The organism is Flavobacterium sp. CHNK8 (assembly GCF_019774515.1).
Classification (GTDB): domain Bacteria; phylum Bacteroidota; class Bacteroidia; order Flavobacteriales; family Flavobacteriaceae; genus Flavobacterium; species Flavobacterium tiangeerense.
Window position 1 is genome coordinate 487,511 of sequence record NZ_CP081492.1, and the last position, 14,301, is coordinate 501,811.

Annotated in this window: 15 protein-coding genes and 1 pseudogene; 3 read left to right on the forward strand and 13 right to left on the reverse strand. The window is 33.7% G+C overall.

Annotation, left to right across the window (positions count from 1 at the left end):
* Positions 1-38: 38 nt before the first annotated feature.
* From K5V07_RS02010 to K5V07_RS02035, 6 genes are all read right to left on the reverse strand, one after another.
* The gene (locus K5V07_RS02010; RefSeq protein ID WP_144891393.1) at positions 39-947 is read right to left on the reverse strand and encodes a pseudouridine synthase; all 909 of its coding nucleotides are present in this window, start codon (positions 945-947) and stop codon (positions 39-41) included.
* Between the two features lie 320 nt (positions 948-1,267).
* Positions 1,268-2,224 (reverse strand): geranylgeranylglycerol-phosphate geranylgeranyltransferase, encoded by a 957-nt coding sequence (locus K5V07_RS02015; protein ID WP_221916140.1) that lies wholly within the window; start codon positions 2,222-2,224, stop codon positions 1,268-1,270.
* An 89-nt stretch (positions 2,225-2,313) separates the two neighbouring features.
* Positions 2,314-3,252 (reverse strand): mevalonate kinase, encoded by a 939-nt coding sequence (locus K5V07_RS02020; protein ID WP_221916141.1) that lies wholly within the window; start codon positions 3,250-3,252, stop codon positions 2,314-2,316.
* Positions 3,253-3,304: 52 nt separating this feature from the next.
* Positions 3,305-3,499 carry a hypothetical protein gene (locus K5V07_RS02025; protein WP_221916142.1) on the reverse strand — a complete coding sequence of 65 codons (195 nt, stop codon included), beginning with the start codon at positions 3,497-3,499 and terminating at the stop codon, positions 3,305-3,307.
* Positions 3,500-3,540: 41 nt separating this feature from the next.
* Positions 3,541-4,623 (reverse strand): diphosphomevalonate/mevalonate 3,5-bisphosphate decarboxylase family protein, encoded by a 1,083-nt coding sequence (locus K5V07_RS02030; RefSeq protein WP_221916143.1) that lies wholly within the window; start codon positions 4,621-4,623, stop codon positions 3,541-3,543.
* Between the two features lie 101 nt (positions 4,624-4,724).
* Positions 4,725-7,124 (reverse strand): outer membrane beta-barrel family protein, encoded by a 2,400-nt coding sequence (locus K5V07_RS02035; RefSeq protein WP_221916144.1) that lies wholly within the window; start codon positions 7,122-7,124, stop codon positions 4,725-4,727.
* Positions 7,125-7,328: 204 nt separating this feature from the next.
* On the opposite strand from K5V07_RS02035, the gene K5V07_RS02040 reads away from it, so the two are divergent.
* From K5V07_RS02040 to K5V07_RS02050, 3 genes are all read left to right on the forward strand, one after another.
* The gene (locus K5V07_RS02040) at positions 7,329-8,375 is read left to right on the forward strand and encodes a sensor histidine kinase (protein ID WP_221916145.1); all 1,047 of its coding nucleotides are present in this window, start codon (positions 7,329-7,331) and stop codon (positions 8,373-8,375) included.
* Positions 8,376-8,378: 3 nt separating this feature from the next.
* A complete protein-coding gene (locus K5V07_RS02045; RefSeq protein ID WP_221916146.1) occupies positions 8,379-9,092 on the forward strand; it encodes a LytTR family DNA-binding domain-containing protein in 714 nt (237 codons plus the stop codon).
* Positions 9,093-9,295: 203 nt separating this feature from the next.
* Positions 9,296-9,775 (forward strand): TspO/MBR family protein, encoded by a 480-nt coding sequence (locus K5V07_RS02050; RefSeq protein WP_144891409.1) that lies wholly within the window; start codon positions 9,296-9,298, stop codon positions 9,773-9,775.
* A 30-nt stretch (positions 9,776-9,805) separates the two neighbouring features.
* Here K5V07_RS02050 and K5V07_RS02055 read toward each other — a convergent pair whose 3' ends face one another.
* The 7 genes and pseudogenes from K5V07_RS02055 to K5V07_RS02085 all read right to left on the reverse strand — a co-directional run bounded on the left by K5V07_RS02055 (position 9,806) and on the right by K5V07_RS02085 (position 14,155).
* Positions 9,806-10,543 carry a hypothetical protein gene (locus K5V07_RS02055; RefSeq protein ID WP_144891411.1) on the reverse strand — a complete coding sequence of 246 codons (738 nt, stop codon included), beginning with the start codon at positions 10,541-10,543 and terminating at the stop codon, positions 9,806-9,808.
* 83 nt (positions 10,544-10,626) lie between these two features.
* A pseudogene (locus K5V07_RS02060) lies at positions 10,627-10,728 on the reverse strand (hypothetical protein); the annotation flags it as partial.
* 61 nt (positions 10,729-10,789) lie between these two features.
* Positions 10,790-11,065, reverse strand: coding sequence for a Txe/YoeB family addiction module toxin (locus tag K5V07_RS02065; RefSeq protein WP_144891413.1), 276 nt, complete (start codon positions 11,063-11,065; stop codon positions 10,790-10,792).
* On the reverse strand, positions 11,047-11,268 hold the full coding sequence (locus tag K5V07_RS02070; protein WP_144891415.1) for a DUF2683 family protein: 222 nt from the start codon (positions 11,266-11,268) through the stop codon (positions 11,047-11,049). Before K5V07_RS02070 ends, K5V07_RS02065 begins: the two co-directional genes overlap by 19 nt.
* Before the next feature lie 79 nt (positions 11,269-11,347).
* On the reverse strand, positions 11,348-12,571 hold the full coding sequence (locus tag K5V07_RS02075; RefSeq protein ID WP_221916148.1) for an NAD(P)/FAD-dependent oxidoreductase: 1,224 nt from the start codon (positions 12,569-12,571) through the stop codon (positions 11,348-11,350).
* 394 nt (positions 12,572-12,965) lie between these two features.
* Positions 12,966-13,373 (reverse strand): GxxExxY protein, encoded by a 408-nt coding sequence (locus tag K5V07_RS02080; protein WP_221916150.1) that lies wholly within the window; start codon positions 13,371-13,373, stop codon positions 12,966-12,968.
* Positions 13,374-13,477: 104 nt separating this feature from the next.
* Entirely contained in the window at positions 13,478-14,155 is a 678-nt protein-coding gene (locus tag K5V07_RS02085; protein WP_221916151.1) for a glycerophosphodiester phosphodiesterase family protein, read from the reverse strand.
* Between the last annotated feature and the right edge of the window lie 146 nt (positions 14,156-14,301).

Sequence of the window (14,301 nt, forward strand, 5' to 3'; positions counted from 1 at the left end):
AAAACCGAAAGGGATTAAAATGAAATTTTGAAAAGCGTTTATACGTTTTTCAAATTGATAATTTCTTGTTCAGTAAGCAACCTCCAGTTTCCTCTTGGTAAATTCTTTTTGGTTAAACCAGCAAAAGCAACTCTATCGATTCGCAATACATCATAGTCAAAATGCTCAAAAATAGAACGAACTACTTTCACATTTGAAGAGCGCAATTGCAATCCAATTTCACTTTTTGCTTCGCCATCAATATAACTCACGTCTTCTACAAAAACACGGTGACCGTCTAGCGTTAATCCTTTTTGGATTTTTTCTAAATCTTCAAATTTTAGATTTTTGTCTAATGAAACTTGGTAAATCTTAGATGATTTTTGACTTGGCAACGTAAATTTACGAATCATATCTGTATCATTCGTGAACAATAACAAACCAGTTGTGTTTTTGTCCATTCTCCCAACCGCACCAATTTTTGCAGTCGTTGAACCTTTAACCAGTTCCAAAACGTTACGGTATTCCTGACCTTCGTCCATGGCTGTCGTAAAGTTTTTCGGTTTGTTCAACAAGATGTATACTTTTTTCTCTGGAGTCAATGTAGATCCATCAAAATTAACAACATCGCCTGGTTTTACCATGTATCCCATTTCGGTTACAGGAATTCCATTTACTTTTACCGTCCCAGATTGTATGTAAATATCGGCATCACGACGTGAACACGCACCAGAATTGGCAATATATTTATTCAAACGAATTTCGTCTTTTACTTTCGGTCTCTTTGGTGCTTGATTTGGTTTTTTCTCTACTTTATCAGTAGCAATATCGGCAACTTTAGTAGTAACTTTAACTTTTTTCGGCCCTTGGGCGCGCTTCTGCATGGCAGGTTTTGGCTTATTCGAACTTGGTCTTGAGCTGTTTGCTCTTGGACCACTTTTCTTATTATTGCCTTCCTTGTTATTCATAATATTCCAATAATTTATGCAAAGATACTATTTATATACTTGGCAATCAATAACCACCAATTATAAAAACGCTAACTGGCTAGTTAGTAAGCTAATTAATATATTTAAGTATCGTTTTTTTTGGAGCTAATTCCCGCTATCCGTTGCAATCTTTTCTTTTTTAAAGGAAAAAAGAAAAGGATTTTCACTGCAAACGAAGTTCACTGAATTCCGCTGAAAGTAGAAATATAGTGAAGTAATCGGGGCTATCTTCAATGAAACATTTGGTAGTCTTTTAGCGTATTTATGCAACCCTTTTATATTCTAGAACTAGAATAAATCTAAACCGTCATCAATAATTTTTTTCCGTGCCACAGTACACTCGGATTAATGAGTACAATACAAAAAACACCTGCAACAATAAGAAATTTCAAGACGTTGTGAAGCAATAAAAATTGAGATTTAGCATTGGATTTCCACAAGTAAAGCAAGAAAAAAATCAAAACAATAAGGCTGGAGTAAAAGTAAATATCCATGTACCCCACATCATAAATAGCAATCAAAAGATATACAGGCACTATAGTGAGTAGGGTTAGTAAAGTAATGACTTTTTTTGATTGTGATTCGCCATACACCACAGGAATAGTCTGGTAGTTATTGATTAAATCGCCTTTTAAGTTCTCTAAATCTTTGATCATTTCTCGTATGAGCAGTAGTAAAAATAAAAAGGATGCATGGGCAAAAATAACACCAAGTTGTTGTTTGTAATTTTCAATTTCTTCAAATGGAATCCGCGTATAAAAGTACAAGAGGATTGCAAAAAAAGGCATCACAGCTAGTAACGAAGCAGTAAGATTTCCTATGATAGGATATTTTTTTATTTTATGAGAATAAAACCAAATGAAAAAGATGTATCCTGAAAAGAATAAAAATACACGCCAAGATACAAATAACGCCATCAAGGCGACAATGAAATTCAACGCAAAATAAACGTTTAGTTTAGTTTTTTGACTCACCAAACGATCCAACATTGATTTAGTAGGCCTGTTGATTAAATCCTTTTGACTGTCGTAAAAATTATTGATGATGTAACCCGAAGCAATCGTAAGTGACGATGCAAATACCAATATAAAAAGATTGAAATTGAGAACAATATCCAGCGCTCTTTTTTCTGGTGCAAGAATAAAGATCGCAGATAGATATTGCGCGATAATGATAATGGGAATGTTATATCCTCGCACAACAGAGAACAAACTTGCAATTTTCATTATAAGAAGTTTGTGTTGTCTGCTTAACATTTTAAATTGGTTAAAGAGTATTGGAGTACGTGGTACAAATGAGTGTATTAAGAAACTCCCTGATGAATGGGTCAGGGAGTTTGTATTTTTTAAAACTGATAAACTACTTCTAGTTTGTAATCTTTAAGAGAAGCTTTTGCTTTTTCTAAGTCCTCGGTAAAACCAAGAATGTAGCCGCCACCGCCTGATCCGCAAAGTTTTAAGTAGTAATCGTTACTGTCAATACCTTGTTGCCAAATGCCGTGAAATTGCTCAGGAATCATTGGTTTGAAGTTGTTCAAAACTACTTTTGAAAGTTTCTTCGTATTCATGAAAAGTGATTTCATATCTCCGCCTAAGAAATTTTCAACGCAAGCATCGGTGTATTTTACAAATTGATTTTTCAACATGGTTCTAAAACCTTTGTCTTTCAGGTTTTCCATAAAAATGTTGACCATCGGAGCGGTTTCGCCCACAATACCTGAATCTAACAAAAATACAGCGCCTTTGCCATCAAAACTTTGAGTAGGAATTCCCGTTGCTTCAATATTATCTTTCGAATTAATCAAAATTGGAATACTCAAGTAACTATTTAAAGGATCTAAACCAGAACTTTTCCCGTGGAAAAAACTTTCCATTTGAGAAAATATATTTTTTAACTGCAATAATTTTTCACGAGTTAGATTTTCTAAAACCGTGATTTTATGGTGAGCGTATTTATCATAAATAGCTGCAACTAATGCACCACTACTTCCTACGCCGTAACCTTGGGGAATACTAGAGTCAAAATACATTCCCGTATTAACATCTTCTTTTAATAAGTCAAGGTCAAAAGTAACCAGTTCCGGTTGCTCCGTTTGCAAGGTTTCTAAATAAACAACAAATCGTTTTAAATGACCGTTTGATTTAATAGCCTCATCAGATGGATTTTCGTCTCTTTTTAAAGCGCCGTTGTAAAAGTTATAAGGAATAGAAAGCCCTTTTGAATCACGAATGATTCCGTATTCTCCAAAGAGTAATATTTTTGAATAAAATAATGGTCCTTTCATATGTATTTTTAAATTAACAATTTGGGGTTGGTAATTATACTGTATTTATTTTTTATAAATCCAATTGATCGCCTCGATTGTCTTCTTGGATTTTAATTTCAATTTGTTCTTGTTCTTCGGCTGACAAATCTGTCCAAATAGTTTGTTGTTGTGTTTCAAAAACGTTTCTAACGGCTACTAATAAAGATGCATCAGTAGTTGCAAGTAACATTTTGATCAATTCTATTTTTTCTGATTGAATATCCATCACGTTCTTTTTAAGAATGTTTAAAGATACACAAAAAAAGATTAAACAAGCGTTGCTCCGTTTCCTATTTGATCACAAATGTACTGCCCATTTTGACAATAGCCAACTAATTCGTCTTTAATAAATTGCAAAACTTTTTCGCTAACGTTTTCGGGATACAAAACATGTACATTGGCACCAGCATCTAGCGTGAAACAAACAGGTATTTTGGTCTCGTTTCTGAATTTCCAAATAGCATTAATGATTTGTAATGTGTTTGGTTTCATTAATATAAAGTAGGGCATGGAGGTCATCATCATGGCGTGCAACGTCAAGGCTTCACTTTCTACAATTTTGATAAACGCGTCTAAATCGCCACTTTTAAAAATAGTAATCATCGCATCTAAATTTTCATGTGCTTGTGCAAATCGCCTTTCGGCAAAAGGATGGTTGTGCATCAAGTCATGACCAACGGTGCTCGAGACTTGTTTTTCGCCTTTGTCAACCAGTAAAATGGTGTCTTGAAAATTCGAAAAACTAGGATGAATCGCATGCGGAAATTCCACTCCAAATAAGTCTGAACTTCTAGGAATGTTCACCTGATTGCCCCAAACCACGACTTGTCCTTTTACACTTCGGCAAGCACTTCCAGAACCCAAACGGGCAAGTAAAGACGCTTTTTGATAGAAATAATCTTCAGACATGGCTGGGTTTAACGCTTTTTCTAAACTCATCAAGTTCATGGCCAAAGCAGCCATTCCTGATGCTGATGACGCAATTCCGGAACTGTGCGGAAACGTATTTTCGGTATCAATCGTAAAATGATAGTCTTTTAAAAACGGCAAATAGATTTCTATTCGCTCCAAAAACTTTTGAATTTTTGGTTTGAAATCTTCTTTAGGTTGCCCTTCAAAAAGCAAATCAAAAGAAAAACAACCGTTGTTTTCTTTTTTGGTGAAAGCCAATTTGGTAATCGTTTTGCAATTATTCAACGTAAAACTCACCGATGGATTCGCTGGAATTTGATTTTCTTTTTTCCCCCAGTATTTTACAAGTGCAATATTACTAGGTGCGCTCCATTGAAAATTACCACTTTCAACAGTATTGGTATATGATGATGGAATAAAATCGTTTGCTGCAATCATAAAATTAAAAATTTACGCAAAGATACTTTTTTTTCGCCATCACTGATTCGTAGTTTTTTTAAATCGGTACCATTTTTTGAGTAAAACGGAATGGTTAACCCTTACAATCTGTTTTGCTCCTCATTCAGGTCGGCCTCTTTTACTTCTTTCTTTTTTGCTGTTCCAAAATTGTACGTAAGGGACAACGTTATTTTGCGAGTTTCCCAACGATTGACCCAATTAGTAGTTACGTTATCTTGTTTGGTGCTTTGTATCCATTGACTCTTTCTTAATACATTTTGAGCACTCAAGTTCAAACGAATTTTTTTGTCAAAAAAGTCTTTTCGCATGGTAAATGACATGTCGTAGTTTGGTTTGAAAGTGGTGTTTCCGTAAGCGCCATTTTGGCTATAAAAACTATTCCATGTGGCACTCCAATCTTTAGCCAGAGTAAATGATTGATTTAATGCTCCCGAAAATGAGACACCACTATCGTTAAATTTGTAACCTTCCAAATCAGAAGTTGCTTGACCATACGTAAGCTCGCTGCTCAATTGTGCTTCCCACCATTTTTTAACGGTGATACTTGTATTGAGTGACAATCCAATAGTTTTTGATTTTCCGATATTGTCATAGGACAAAGTAGTTATTTTGGTATCAGTATTATAATCAATAATTTGGTACATTTCATCTTTTGAAAAATTAGCAAAAAGTGAAAGTGACGTTTTTTGTTTTTTAATCCACACCACTTCAAAAGCATCTGTAAATTGAGGTGTTAAATTTGGATTTCCTACAGATACATTGTAGGTGTCAATATATTCAAAATAAGGATTTAAGTATAAGTAACGCGGTCTTTGAATACGGCGGCTGTATGAAAACTTGAATTGATCGTTTTTGAAATTCCCGTTAATACTGAATGAAGGGAAAAGCGATAAATAGTTGTCTTTGTTGGTGTTATTTGAGGTTAATGAGGTGGCATTGTAATTGATATATTCTGCTCTTAGTCCAGCTTGAATGTCAAAATTCCCTTTGGTGAAATTGGTAATGCCATAGCCCGATAGAATGGATTCTTTGTAAATTAATTGATTGCTTCTATTTGTGTTTGTAATGTATTCTCCTTGATCATTTCTATCTTTTAAAATGATCGTGTAGTCATTGTTTACGTAACTCAGTTTGCTACCGGTTTCAAAGTTGAATTTGTCATTGATCTTTTTTTCGAAGTCTACTCGAGCACTGATAATATTGAAATTTGTAGGGTTTTGATATTTAACATCTTCGGTGTTGCGATACATTTCATTCGTATCTGAGGTGAAGTAGGAGTTGGTCGTTATGCGGTCGCTATCATTTTTATAATTAGCATAATTAAGTTGAGCATCTATCTTGGTATCCAAACTATCGGATGCAAAATTGTAAAATACAGTTCCCGTTAGGGTATTGTTCACCAAGTCGTTTTGAGTGTTTAAGATCGTGTATCTTTTGTAAACCATATCATCAAATTCGTTGGTACGTCCTTTTGTAAATTCATCACTTTTGTACAAGGAATAATTAGCTGATGCACCCATGCTCGCATTTTTATTTATTTTATATCCTGCTCCAAAATTTCCTGAATAATTGTTTGAAACGGGTAGCCAATCATTTTTTTGTTGCAAAGTAGTTGTAATTGTTGGCGTTTCCACGGTTTGGTCTATCGTTCTGCGATTCACACTTTCTACGTAACCGTAATTCATGCCAAATTTAAGATTCCATTTTTCGGTATTATTGTACAGGTTTAATCCGTTGTTACTTTTGATAAATTCAGCATAGCCTACTGAGGTTCGTGCATTTCCAGTCAAACCGGTAGCAGCTGATTTTTTTAGAACGATATTAAAAATTCCGGCACTTCCTGAAGCATCATATTTTGCCGAAGGATTTGCTATTATTTCAACGGATTTAATGTTGGCGCCATCAACTGATTTAAGATACTGTTTCAACTCCTCACCTGATAAAAGGGATGGTTTTCCGTCAATCATAATTTGAAGGTTGGCGTTGCCTCTAAATACTACATTGTCATCTTTGTCTAATTGTACACCAGGCAATTTACTTAAGGTTTCCAGTCCGTCATTGCCATTGCCAAAACCTGCTTTATCAATATCTACAATCATCTTGTCTCTGCTGAGTTTTATAACACTCTTCTTTTGCAGCACAACTACTTCGTTTAGCGCTACCGAATCTTCCTCTAAGTCAAAATTTTGAGTTACATTTTTAGTAGTAGATGCAAAGGTTTTTGACTGTAAAGTTTTATAACCTAACAACTCGATTTTGATGTAGAATGCGGCAGAAGCAAGAGGAATTTCATACTTTCCATTTTCATCAGTTGTCGTGAATGAAATAAAAGAATTTTTATTGGCATCAAAAAGGGAAACAGTTGCAAAAGCTACTTTTTCGGTACTTTTTTTTGTAGTAACTACTCCTGTAATTTTTGGGCTTTGTGCAAACAGTAGGCTAATGTTGAAAAATAATAAAAAGGCGATTGTGGTTTTCATGTTGTTTGGTTTTGTTATCAGCAAATGTATAGGAGATACCCAAGGCAAAAAGTCGTTTTACACCAGAGTGGTTTTCTACTACATGAAACCTGAAAAAAGAATTTTTTTATTGTTTTGATTAAAAAAAAACCTGTTCGTACAGAGAAATTAGGCGTTCATCCAAAAAAAAATAATAAGTAAAACGAGAATGCGTAAATTCGATTTATGGAAATAAATAAAAAACAATGGTACTTTCATTTTGGGCTCTTGCTCATTATTGTATTAATGGATCTTTTTTCGGATTATGTTTATGGAGGTAGCAAAGGCTTTTTGAGGAATTTTCAACTCCCCTTAAATTACAATCAAATCATCATGTACACGGCAACATTTACAACGTATGCTGTTAATTATTACTTTGTAAGTCCCTACACTTTAGGAAAGAAACACTATTGGAGATTTGCTATTGGTGTGCTATTTTTGATTATTATTTTTGGACGTGTTCGATACTTGCTTGAGGAAGTAATTTTGTATCATTTTACAGGGAAACACAATTATTTTGAAGAATCCCGCAAGTTTTTATTCTACACTTTTGATAATTCGATTTTTGCTATAAAATCAATTTTGTATAGTACCGTAGTGTATTACTTTTTTGAATTTGCGGCCAATCAAAGTAGACTGCATAAGCTAGAACTCGACTACAACAAAGCAGAATTGAATTTGCTTAAATCACAAATCGAACCTCACTTTTTGTTCAATACGTTAAATACTTTTTATACTGATTTAATTGATGTACAACCCAAGGTGGCCAAAGATATTTATCGGTTGTCACAACTCCTGCGGTATGTAACGTATGAAGCTGGAAATGAATTTATGCCCCTCAGCAAAGAGATTAAATTCATAGAAGATTATATTTATTTGCACCGAAAACGATTTGAAGATACTTTATTTTTAGAGTACACCGTTGAAGGAATTGTTGGCGAGCAAAGAGTGCCTTCGCTTGTATTTATACATTTTGTAGAAAACATTTTCAAACATGGCATGATTAATAATGCGGCCTTTCCAGCAAAAATTAAAATACAAATTACGGAGCGAGAAGTGATTATTGAAACTTCAAATAGTATTTCTTCTTCAGAAAAGTATACCAACACAGGCATTGGAAAAGATAATTTAGAACGTAGATTGAGTGCGATTTATAAAGAGGATTTTGTTTTACTTTACACCAATTCAAATGATGTATTTACAACCTTGCTTCAATTGCCCTTTAAAATATAAATTATGAAAGTAATAAAATGCCTAATTGTTGATGATGAACCGCCTGCTATCCGATTGATAGAAAAATATTTGAGTAGAGTTCCCTTCTTGGAATTAGTTTCTTCGACTACCAGTGCACTTACAGCATTATCTCTTATCGAAGAAGGAGGTATTGACCTCGTTTTTATGGATATTCAAATGCCCGATTTAACAGGCTTGCAATTGTCTAAACTCGTGAAAGGCAAAACAAAAATTATTTTCACGACTGCTTATCCGCAGTTTGCCATACAAAGTTACGAAGTGGATGCCGTTGATTATTTATTAAAACCATTTGAATTTGAACGTTTTTACGAAGCGGTTTTAAAAGTGAAAAGTAGTTTTAAAACTGAGGTAAAAGAGGTTTCAAAAGAAGTGGATGATTTTATTTTTATCAAAACAGATGGTAAAAATAATTTTGAAAAAGTGCAAATTAATGAGATTTGCTTTATTGAAGGGCTTAAAAATTATGTTGCCATTCATTTAAAAGACAGACAAGTGATCACCAATAATACCCTAAAAAGTATCGAGGATTTTTTACCAACCAGTGACTTTGTTAAAACGCATAAATCATTTATTGTTTCGTTGCGTCATATCACGAAAACGGATTCTTTAAATGTTTTTATAAACGGAAAAAGCATTCCTATTGGCGATACCTACAAGAAAGAATTATTTGATATCATTCAACAAAAAAAATTATAGCATCTTCAAACTCTCTTGATATTCAAAGCGATTTTTTTGCAATTAATACTCTAGCAAATTTTTTGAAGTATTTTAAACTGTAATGTATTCCTTAAAATTAGTTCCAATTGTACTCCATTTTCCGGTCTAGCGAAAGCTTTTATTGTTTTATGAAATCCTACTGAATATTTGAGTAAATTTGACTTATATTAAATAAAATAAACATGAATAAAATCACCCGAATACTAGTCGCAGTTGTTATTTGTCTTGCTATTGGATATACATCAGGAATGGTGACCCGCTCTTCTATTACAACTTGGTACCCTACCTTGATAAAACCTAGTTTTAATCCGCCCAATTGGATTTTCGCACCAGTTTGGAGTACCTTGTATGCCATGATGGGTGTAGCTGCAGGATTGGTCTGGAACGAAATTAAAAGCAATGAAGAGGTCGTGAAAAAAGCCTTAATTTTCTTTTTGATACAACTCGGACTAAATGCTTTGTGGTCGTACTTGTTTTTTGGTTTGCATAACCCAATGCTCGCAGGATTAGAAATAATTGTACTGTGGTTGATGATTTACGAAACCTATGTTCAGTTTGCAAAGATTGACAAGATTGCGGGCTATTTGTTTATTCCTTATTTGGCTTGGGTGAGTTTTGCTGCGGTTTTGAACGGAAGTATTTGGTGGTTGAATAATAGTTAACAGTTTTCAGTCTGTTTAATCATTAAAATTTTATAGGCTTTTGAATTGCAATATTTTGCTACTCATAAATTCTTGCAGTGAAAGTATATTTTGCTGTGCAGCAATCGTTTTCGACTTGGGGTCTTTGTTGCAAAAGTCTAGAAAAGCAGCTATTTCTTCTTGACGAAGTTGCAAAGTATCGGTATAAAATTCGGTTTCGATTTGTGTTTTTGCTGCCTCTGTGAACGGTAATACAGGACTTTTTGTCTCAAGGTCGGTATTTTTGTTTTTGAATAATTTAGCAATCATTCCGCCAATCCTCATTATATCCATGCCGTTTTCAATGGTGCCATCGTAAACCCCTGGATTTTTTAGTTTGCTAGCATTTTTCTCTAATGTGTATTGATCTAGTTTGGCTTGTTCCCATTTGGCATCTTTACTTAATTTGATTGAAGGAGTGTTTTGTACCACTACTTCTTTTAGCTCTTCCACTTTGGCGACCAAAGTCATGTTTATGAAACCTTCTTTTAAAATTGCAGCTGTAACTTTCAATTCTTTTATTTCATGATTTTTGGCTACAAAAACCAATTGATCGTTCGCTTCGACTGTAATGGTAAATTTACCTTCAGTATCTGTTAAGGCGACATTTTTACTTGTAGCATTGATAACCTCTACTTTGTTTACCACAGTTTTATCAAAAACTATTTGCCCTTGAATGCGTTCTGTAACTTGCGAAAATCCACTTTGATAAAGCACAAAAAGAAGTAAAGCGAGTAATTTTGTTTTCATAAAGTTCTGATAATAGAATGGTAAAGTTATCAGAATCATCTTAAATAAAACTTACTGAAGTTTTAAACTCTTGTTAATTAAACTCAAATGGAGTTCGCCACAATAAACCCACCTGTCCACGCATTTTGAAAATTGAATCCGTCTGTGATAGCATTTACATCTAATTTATTGAGGAAAAAAAATAATTTATCTTTGGAGATTAAGAGGAGATCATTTGGTTAGATCTTACTGAACTGACTTTTATAATTATGAGTAATGACCCATTGCTGAAACAACATAAACAGTAACCGTACTTTCATGAACTTCATATATCAAGCGGTCTTTTTTATTAATTCTTCTTGACCAAAAACCTTTTAATTCATGTTTTAATTCTTCTGGTTTTCCGATCCCAGTGTATGGATGGTCCTGTAATTCGGTCAGTATTTTTATTATTTTTTTTATTGAAGCAACATCGCCCGATTTCTTATGTTTTACTAAATCTCTTTCAGCTGTTTGTTTGATAATTACTTGATATTGTCCCATAATTCCTCTGCACTATTCATAACTCTTCCTTTTTCCTTGCTTGCTTTTTTAATTTTTTTTACAAACTCTGGATTATAGGGGCTTTTATTATCTTCTTCAATGAGTACAATTTCTTTTGAGTTTTCAAAAAAGACACGAGCCATTTCTAAAAAAGCTTTGCCTTTTTTAGTATTTTCATTGATTTTCAAGGTTATCGTTGTCATAAATTACTTTTTTACAAATTTACAAAAAAATGTCGTATCGTAGATTTTGCTTGGTGTTGATTTTTAATGCGTTATGGGTTTAACCGATTGCATTCGCCACAATAAAACCGCTGGTCCAAGCATTTTGAAAATTGAAACCGCCTGTGATAGCATCAATATTCACAATTTCTCCGGCAAAATATAGGTTTTGATGCAACTTGCTTTCCATAGTTTTAAAGTTGATTTCTTTTAAATCAATTCCGCCAGCTGTTACAAACTCTTCTTTAAAAGTACTTTTTCCATTCACTTGAAAAGTCGCTTTTGTCAATTGATTCGCTAGATTTTGCAATTGCGTTTTGGACAAATCGGCCCATTTGGTCTCCACTTCAATTCCGGAAGCGAGTACCAAACTTTCCCATAACCTGTTGGTCAGTTCGAAAGGTGATTTTTTAGAAACTGATTTTTTCGCGTGCTCTTGTTTTAAGTCTTTTAGCTTTTTCTCAACTTCTGCTGTGTCTTCATCATTCAACCAATTCACGAAAATGGTAAACTGATAATTTTTTTCATTCAAGATTCGGGCTCCCCAAGCGGAGAGTTTCAAAATTGCCGGTCCGCTCATTCCCCAATGGGTAATTAACAACGGGCCTGTTGTGGTGAGTTTGGTGTCTTTCACTTTTACGGTTACTTGTGCAGCAACTCCGGGTAATTCTTTTATTCTGGGATCTTTAATGTTGAAAGTGAATAGAGAAGGAACTGGGCTGACTACAGCATGACCAAAATGTTGTAACATTTCCCAAACTTTTGGATTGCTGCCTGTTGCCAGAATTAACTTTTCGACAAGATAATTTTCAGTTTGGGTTTCTATCTTCCAAACGTTTTCTCCTGAAACTTCGGGATTGAAAATAGATTGTACGCTTTGTCCTGTAAGAACGGCGATTCCCAGTTTTTGTGTGGCTTTCAAAAAACAATCAATAATGGTTTGTGAGGAATTCGAAACTGGGAACATGCGTCCGTCCGCTTCAATTTTAAGTTCTACGCCATGTTTTTCGAACCATTCAATCGTATCGCCTGAACAAAACTGATGAAAAGGACCACGCAATTCTTTTTCGCCACGAGGATAAAACTTTACCAACTCGTTCGGTTCAAAGCAAGCGTGTGTTACATTGCAACGTCCACCGCCGGAAATACGTACTTTTTGTAATACTTCTGCACCGCGTTCTAAAATTGCGACTTTCAGTTTTGGATTTTTCTCCACAATATTAATTGCTGTAAAAAAACCAGCTGCGCCACCACCTACAATTATTATATCGAAATTTTGATTCATTTTTAAATATTTCTGGAATTGAGATGATTAGGTTTTTTGTGCAAATATAAATTCTTTGAAGCTTTAATCCGTTTTTTATTAATTATTGAATAAGCTTTTTTAACTATTAAGAGAGTTAAGTTAATTAAGTTTCGCACTTATTCAGATTCCTTAATGATCTTGATTTTCTTAATAGTTTAAATCAGTATATTTTTTGAACCATTAAGAGAGTTAAGTTAATTAAGTTTTGCGCTTATATAAATTGCTTAATGACCTTAATTTTCTTAATTGTTTAAATCAGTATATTTTTTGAACCATTAAGAGAGTTAAGTTAATAATTAAGTTTCGTACTTATATAAATTGCTTAATGACCTTAATTTTCTGAATTATTGAAAAAGCTTTTTTTATTTTTAAGTTATTCATCAGGTAGCCTTAAAAAATATTCATTAATTAATGGTTTGCACGATTTAGAAATATTAGTAGTATTGAAATTGATCAGCAATCCCTGAGGCATGCCTAATAATTTCATGTAAGTTAATAGTTTAGCTTCATCAATTGGGTGGAATTTTTCAACTGTTTTTAACTCAACAACAATACAATCATTTACTAATAAATCCAATCGTAAAGGATGTGCGAGTTCTAAATCATAGTAATCTATTTCAACATTTAATTGTTGTTTTACATTATACCCGTTTTTTTCTAGCTCATATTTCAAGCATTCTTCATAAATTTTTTCTAATAGTCCTGGTCCTAGTTTTTTGTGAACTTTTATGGCATAGCCAATAATTTCATAGGATAATTGCGTTATCTCTTTTTTTGTCATAAACAGAATTATTTACCTCGTTGCTTAATTGACTTAACTCACTTAATGGTTTAAAAATAAAATCTTATTTGGAAAAATGGTAGTAATAATTTCAAAATTTTGATTCATATTCTATCGGGGAAATCGGTTATGATTCCGTTTACGTTGAATGTTTTTATTTTTTGAATGTCTTCGACTTCATTGATAGTCCAAGGGAAAACCTGAAAACCTTTTTCCTGGATATGCGCTGTGTTTTTTATTGTCAATAAATGAAAATACGGATGAATGGATTTTGCTTGTGTCGTTTTGGCAAAAGCCAAAGCCAAGTCTAAATCGGTTTCTGTTAATACGCCGATGCCAATTTTATCATTTAACGATGCCACTCGCTGCAACGCATTCCAATCAAAACTAGAAACTAAAAACTGGTCGTATTTCCAGCTTTTTTCAATAACATACTCTTCAATTAGCTCAACCACTTTATCAGTTGCATCATGACTTTTGAGTTCTATATTGATTAAACACTTTTGGTTTGTCAAATCAAAAACTTCCTCGAGCGTGGGGATTTCGTGTTTTCCATCTATTAAAAAAGCCTTCAATTCCTGCAAAGATAATGTGTTTACAAAACCTTTTCCATCAGTTGTTCGGTCAATAGTTTCATCGTGAATTACGATTATTTCACCATCAGCACTCAAATGCACATCGAGTTCAATGCCATCTGCGTACAGGTCTAATGCTTTTTTAAAGGAAACCAAAGTATTTTCGGGTTCGTATCCTTTTGCGCCACGATGTCCAATTTTGAGCATTGTCTTTTAATTTTTGGTAAAGGTAAACATAAAAAAAACGCCTTTATTTCTAAAGGCGTTTGGATTTAAATTCTAAACTTAAATTCAGTTAAATTTTTTTTAGTTTCGTCTCCCTTTCCTTTGGATAGTCCCGAAGCGTCGGGAGG

What these genes read in the sequence shown, in the direction of transcription:
- K5V07_RS02080 (WP_221916150.1), bottom strand. Translation starts at nt 13,373, where the DNA reads ATGACAAAAAAAGAGATAACGCAATTATCCTATGAAATTATTGGCTAT.
- K5V07_RS02025 (WP_221916142.1), bottom strand. Translation starts at nt 3,499, where the DNA reads ATGGATATTCAATCAGAAAAAATAGAATTGATCAAAATGTTACTTGCA.
- K5V07_RS02075 (WP_221916148.1), bottom strand. Translation starts at nt 12,571, where the DNA reads ATGAATCAAAATTTCGATATAATAATTGTAGGTGGTGGCGCAGCTGGT.
- K5V07_RS02040 (WP_221916145.1), top strand. Translation starts at nt 7,329, where the DNA reads ATGGAAATAAATAAAAAACAATGGTACTTTCATTTTGGGCTCTTGCTC.
- K5V07_RS02045 (WP_221916146.1), top strand. Translation starts at nt 8,379, where the DNA reads ATGAAAGTAATAAAATGCCTAATTGTTGATGATGAACCGCCTGCTATC.
- K5V07_RS02020 (WP_221916141.1), bottom strand. Translation starts at nt 3,252, where the DNA reads ATGAAAGGACCATTATTTTATTCAAAAATATTACTCTTTGGAGAATAC.
- K5V07_RS02055 (WP_144891411.1), bottom strand. Translation starts at nt 10,543, where the DNA reads ATGAAAACAAAATTACTCGCTTTACTTCTTTTTGTGCTTTATCAAAGT.
- K5V07_RS02065 (WP_144891413.1), bottom strand. Translation starts at nt 11,065, where the DNA reads ATGGGACAATATCAAGTAATTATCAAACAAACAGCTGAAAGAGATTTA.
- K5V07_RS02030 (WP_221916143.1), bottom strand. Translation starts at nt 4,623, where the DNA reads ATGATTGCAGCAAACGATTTTATTCCATCATCATATACCAATACTGTT.
- K5V07_RS02010 (WP_144891393.1), bottom strand. Translation starts at nt 947, where the DNA reads ATGAATAACAAGGAAGGCAATAATAAGAAAAGTGGTCCAAGAGCAAAC.
- K5V07_RS02085 (WP_221916151.1), bottom strand. Translation starts at nt 14,155, where the DNA reads ATGCTCAAAATTGGACATCGTGGCGCAAAAGGATACGAACCCGAAAAT.
- K5V07_RS02050 (WP_144891409.1), top strand. Translation starts at nt 9,296, where the DNA reads ATGAATAAAATCACCCGAATACTAGTCGCAGTTGTTATTTGTCTTGCT.
- K5V07_RS02015 (WP_221916140.1), bottom strand. Translation starts at nt 2,224, where the DNA reads ATGTTAAGCAGACAACACAAACTTCTTATAATGAAAATTGCAAGTTTG.
- K5V07_RS02070 (WP_144891415.1), bottom strand. Translation starts at nt 11,268, where the DNA reads ATGACAACGATAACCTTGAAAATCAATGAAAATACTAAAAAAGGCAAA.
- K5V07_RS02035 (WP_221916144.1), bottom strand. Translation starts at nt 7,124, where the DNA reads ATGAAAACCACAATCGCCTTTTTATTATTTTTCAACATTAGCCTACTG.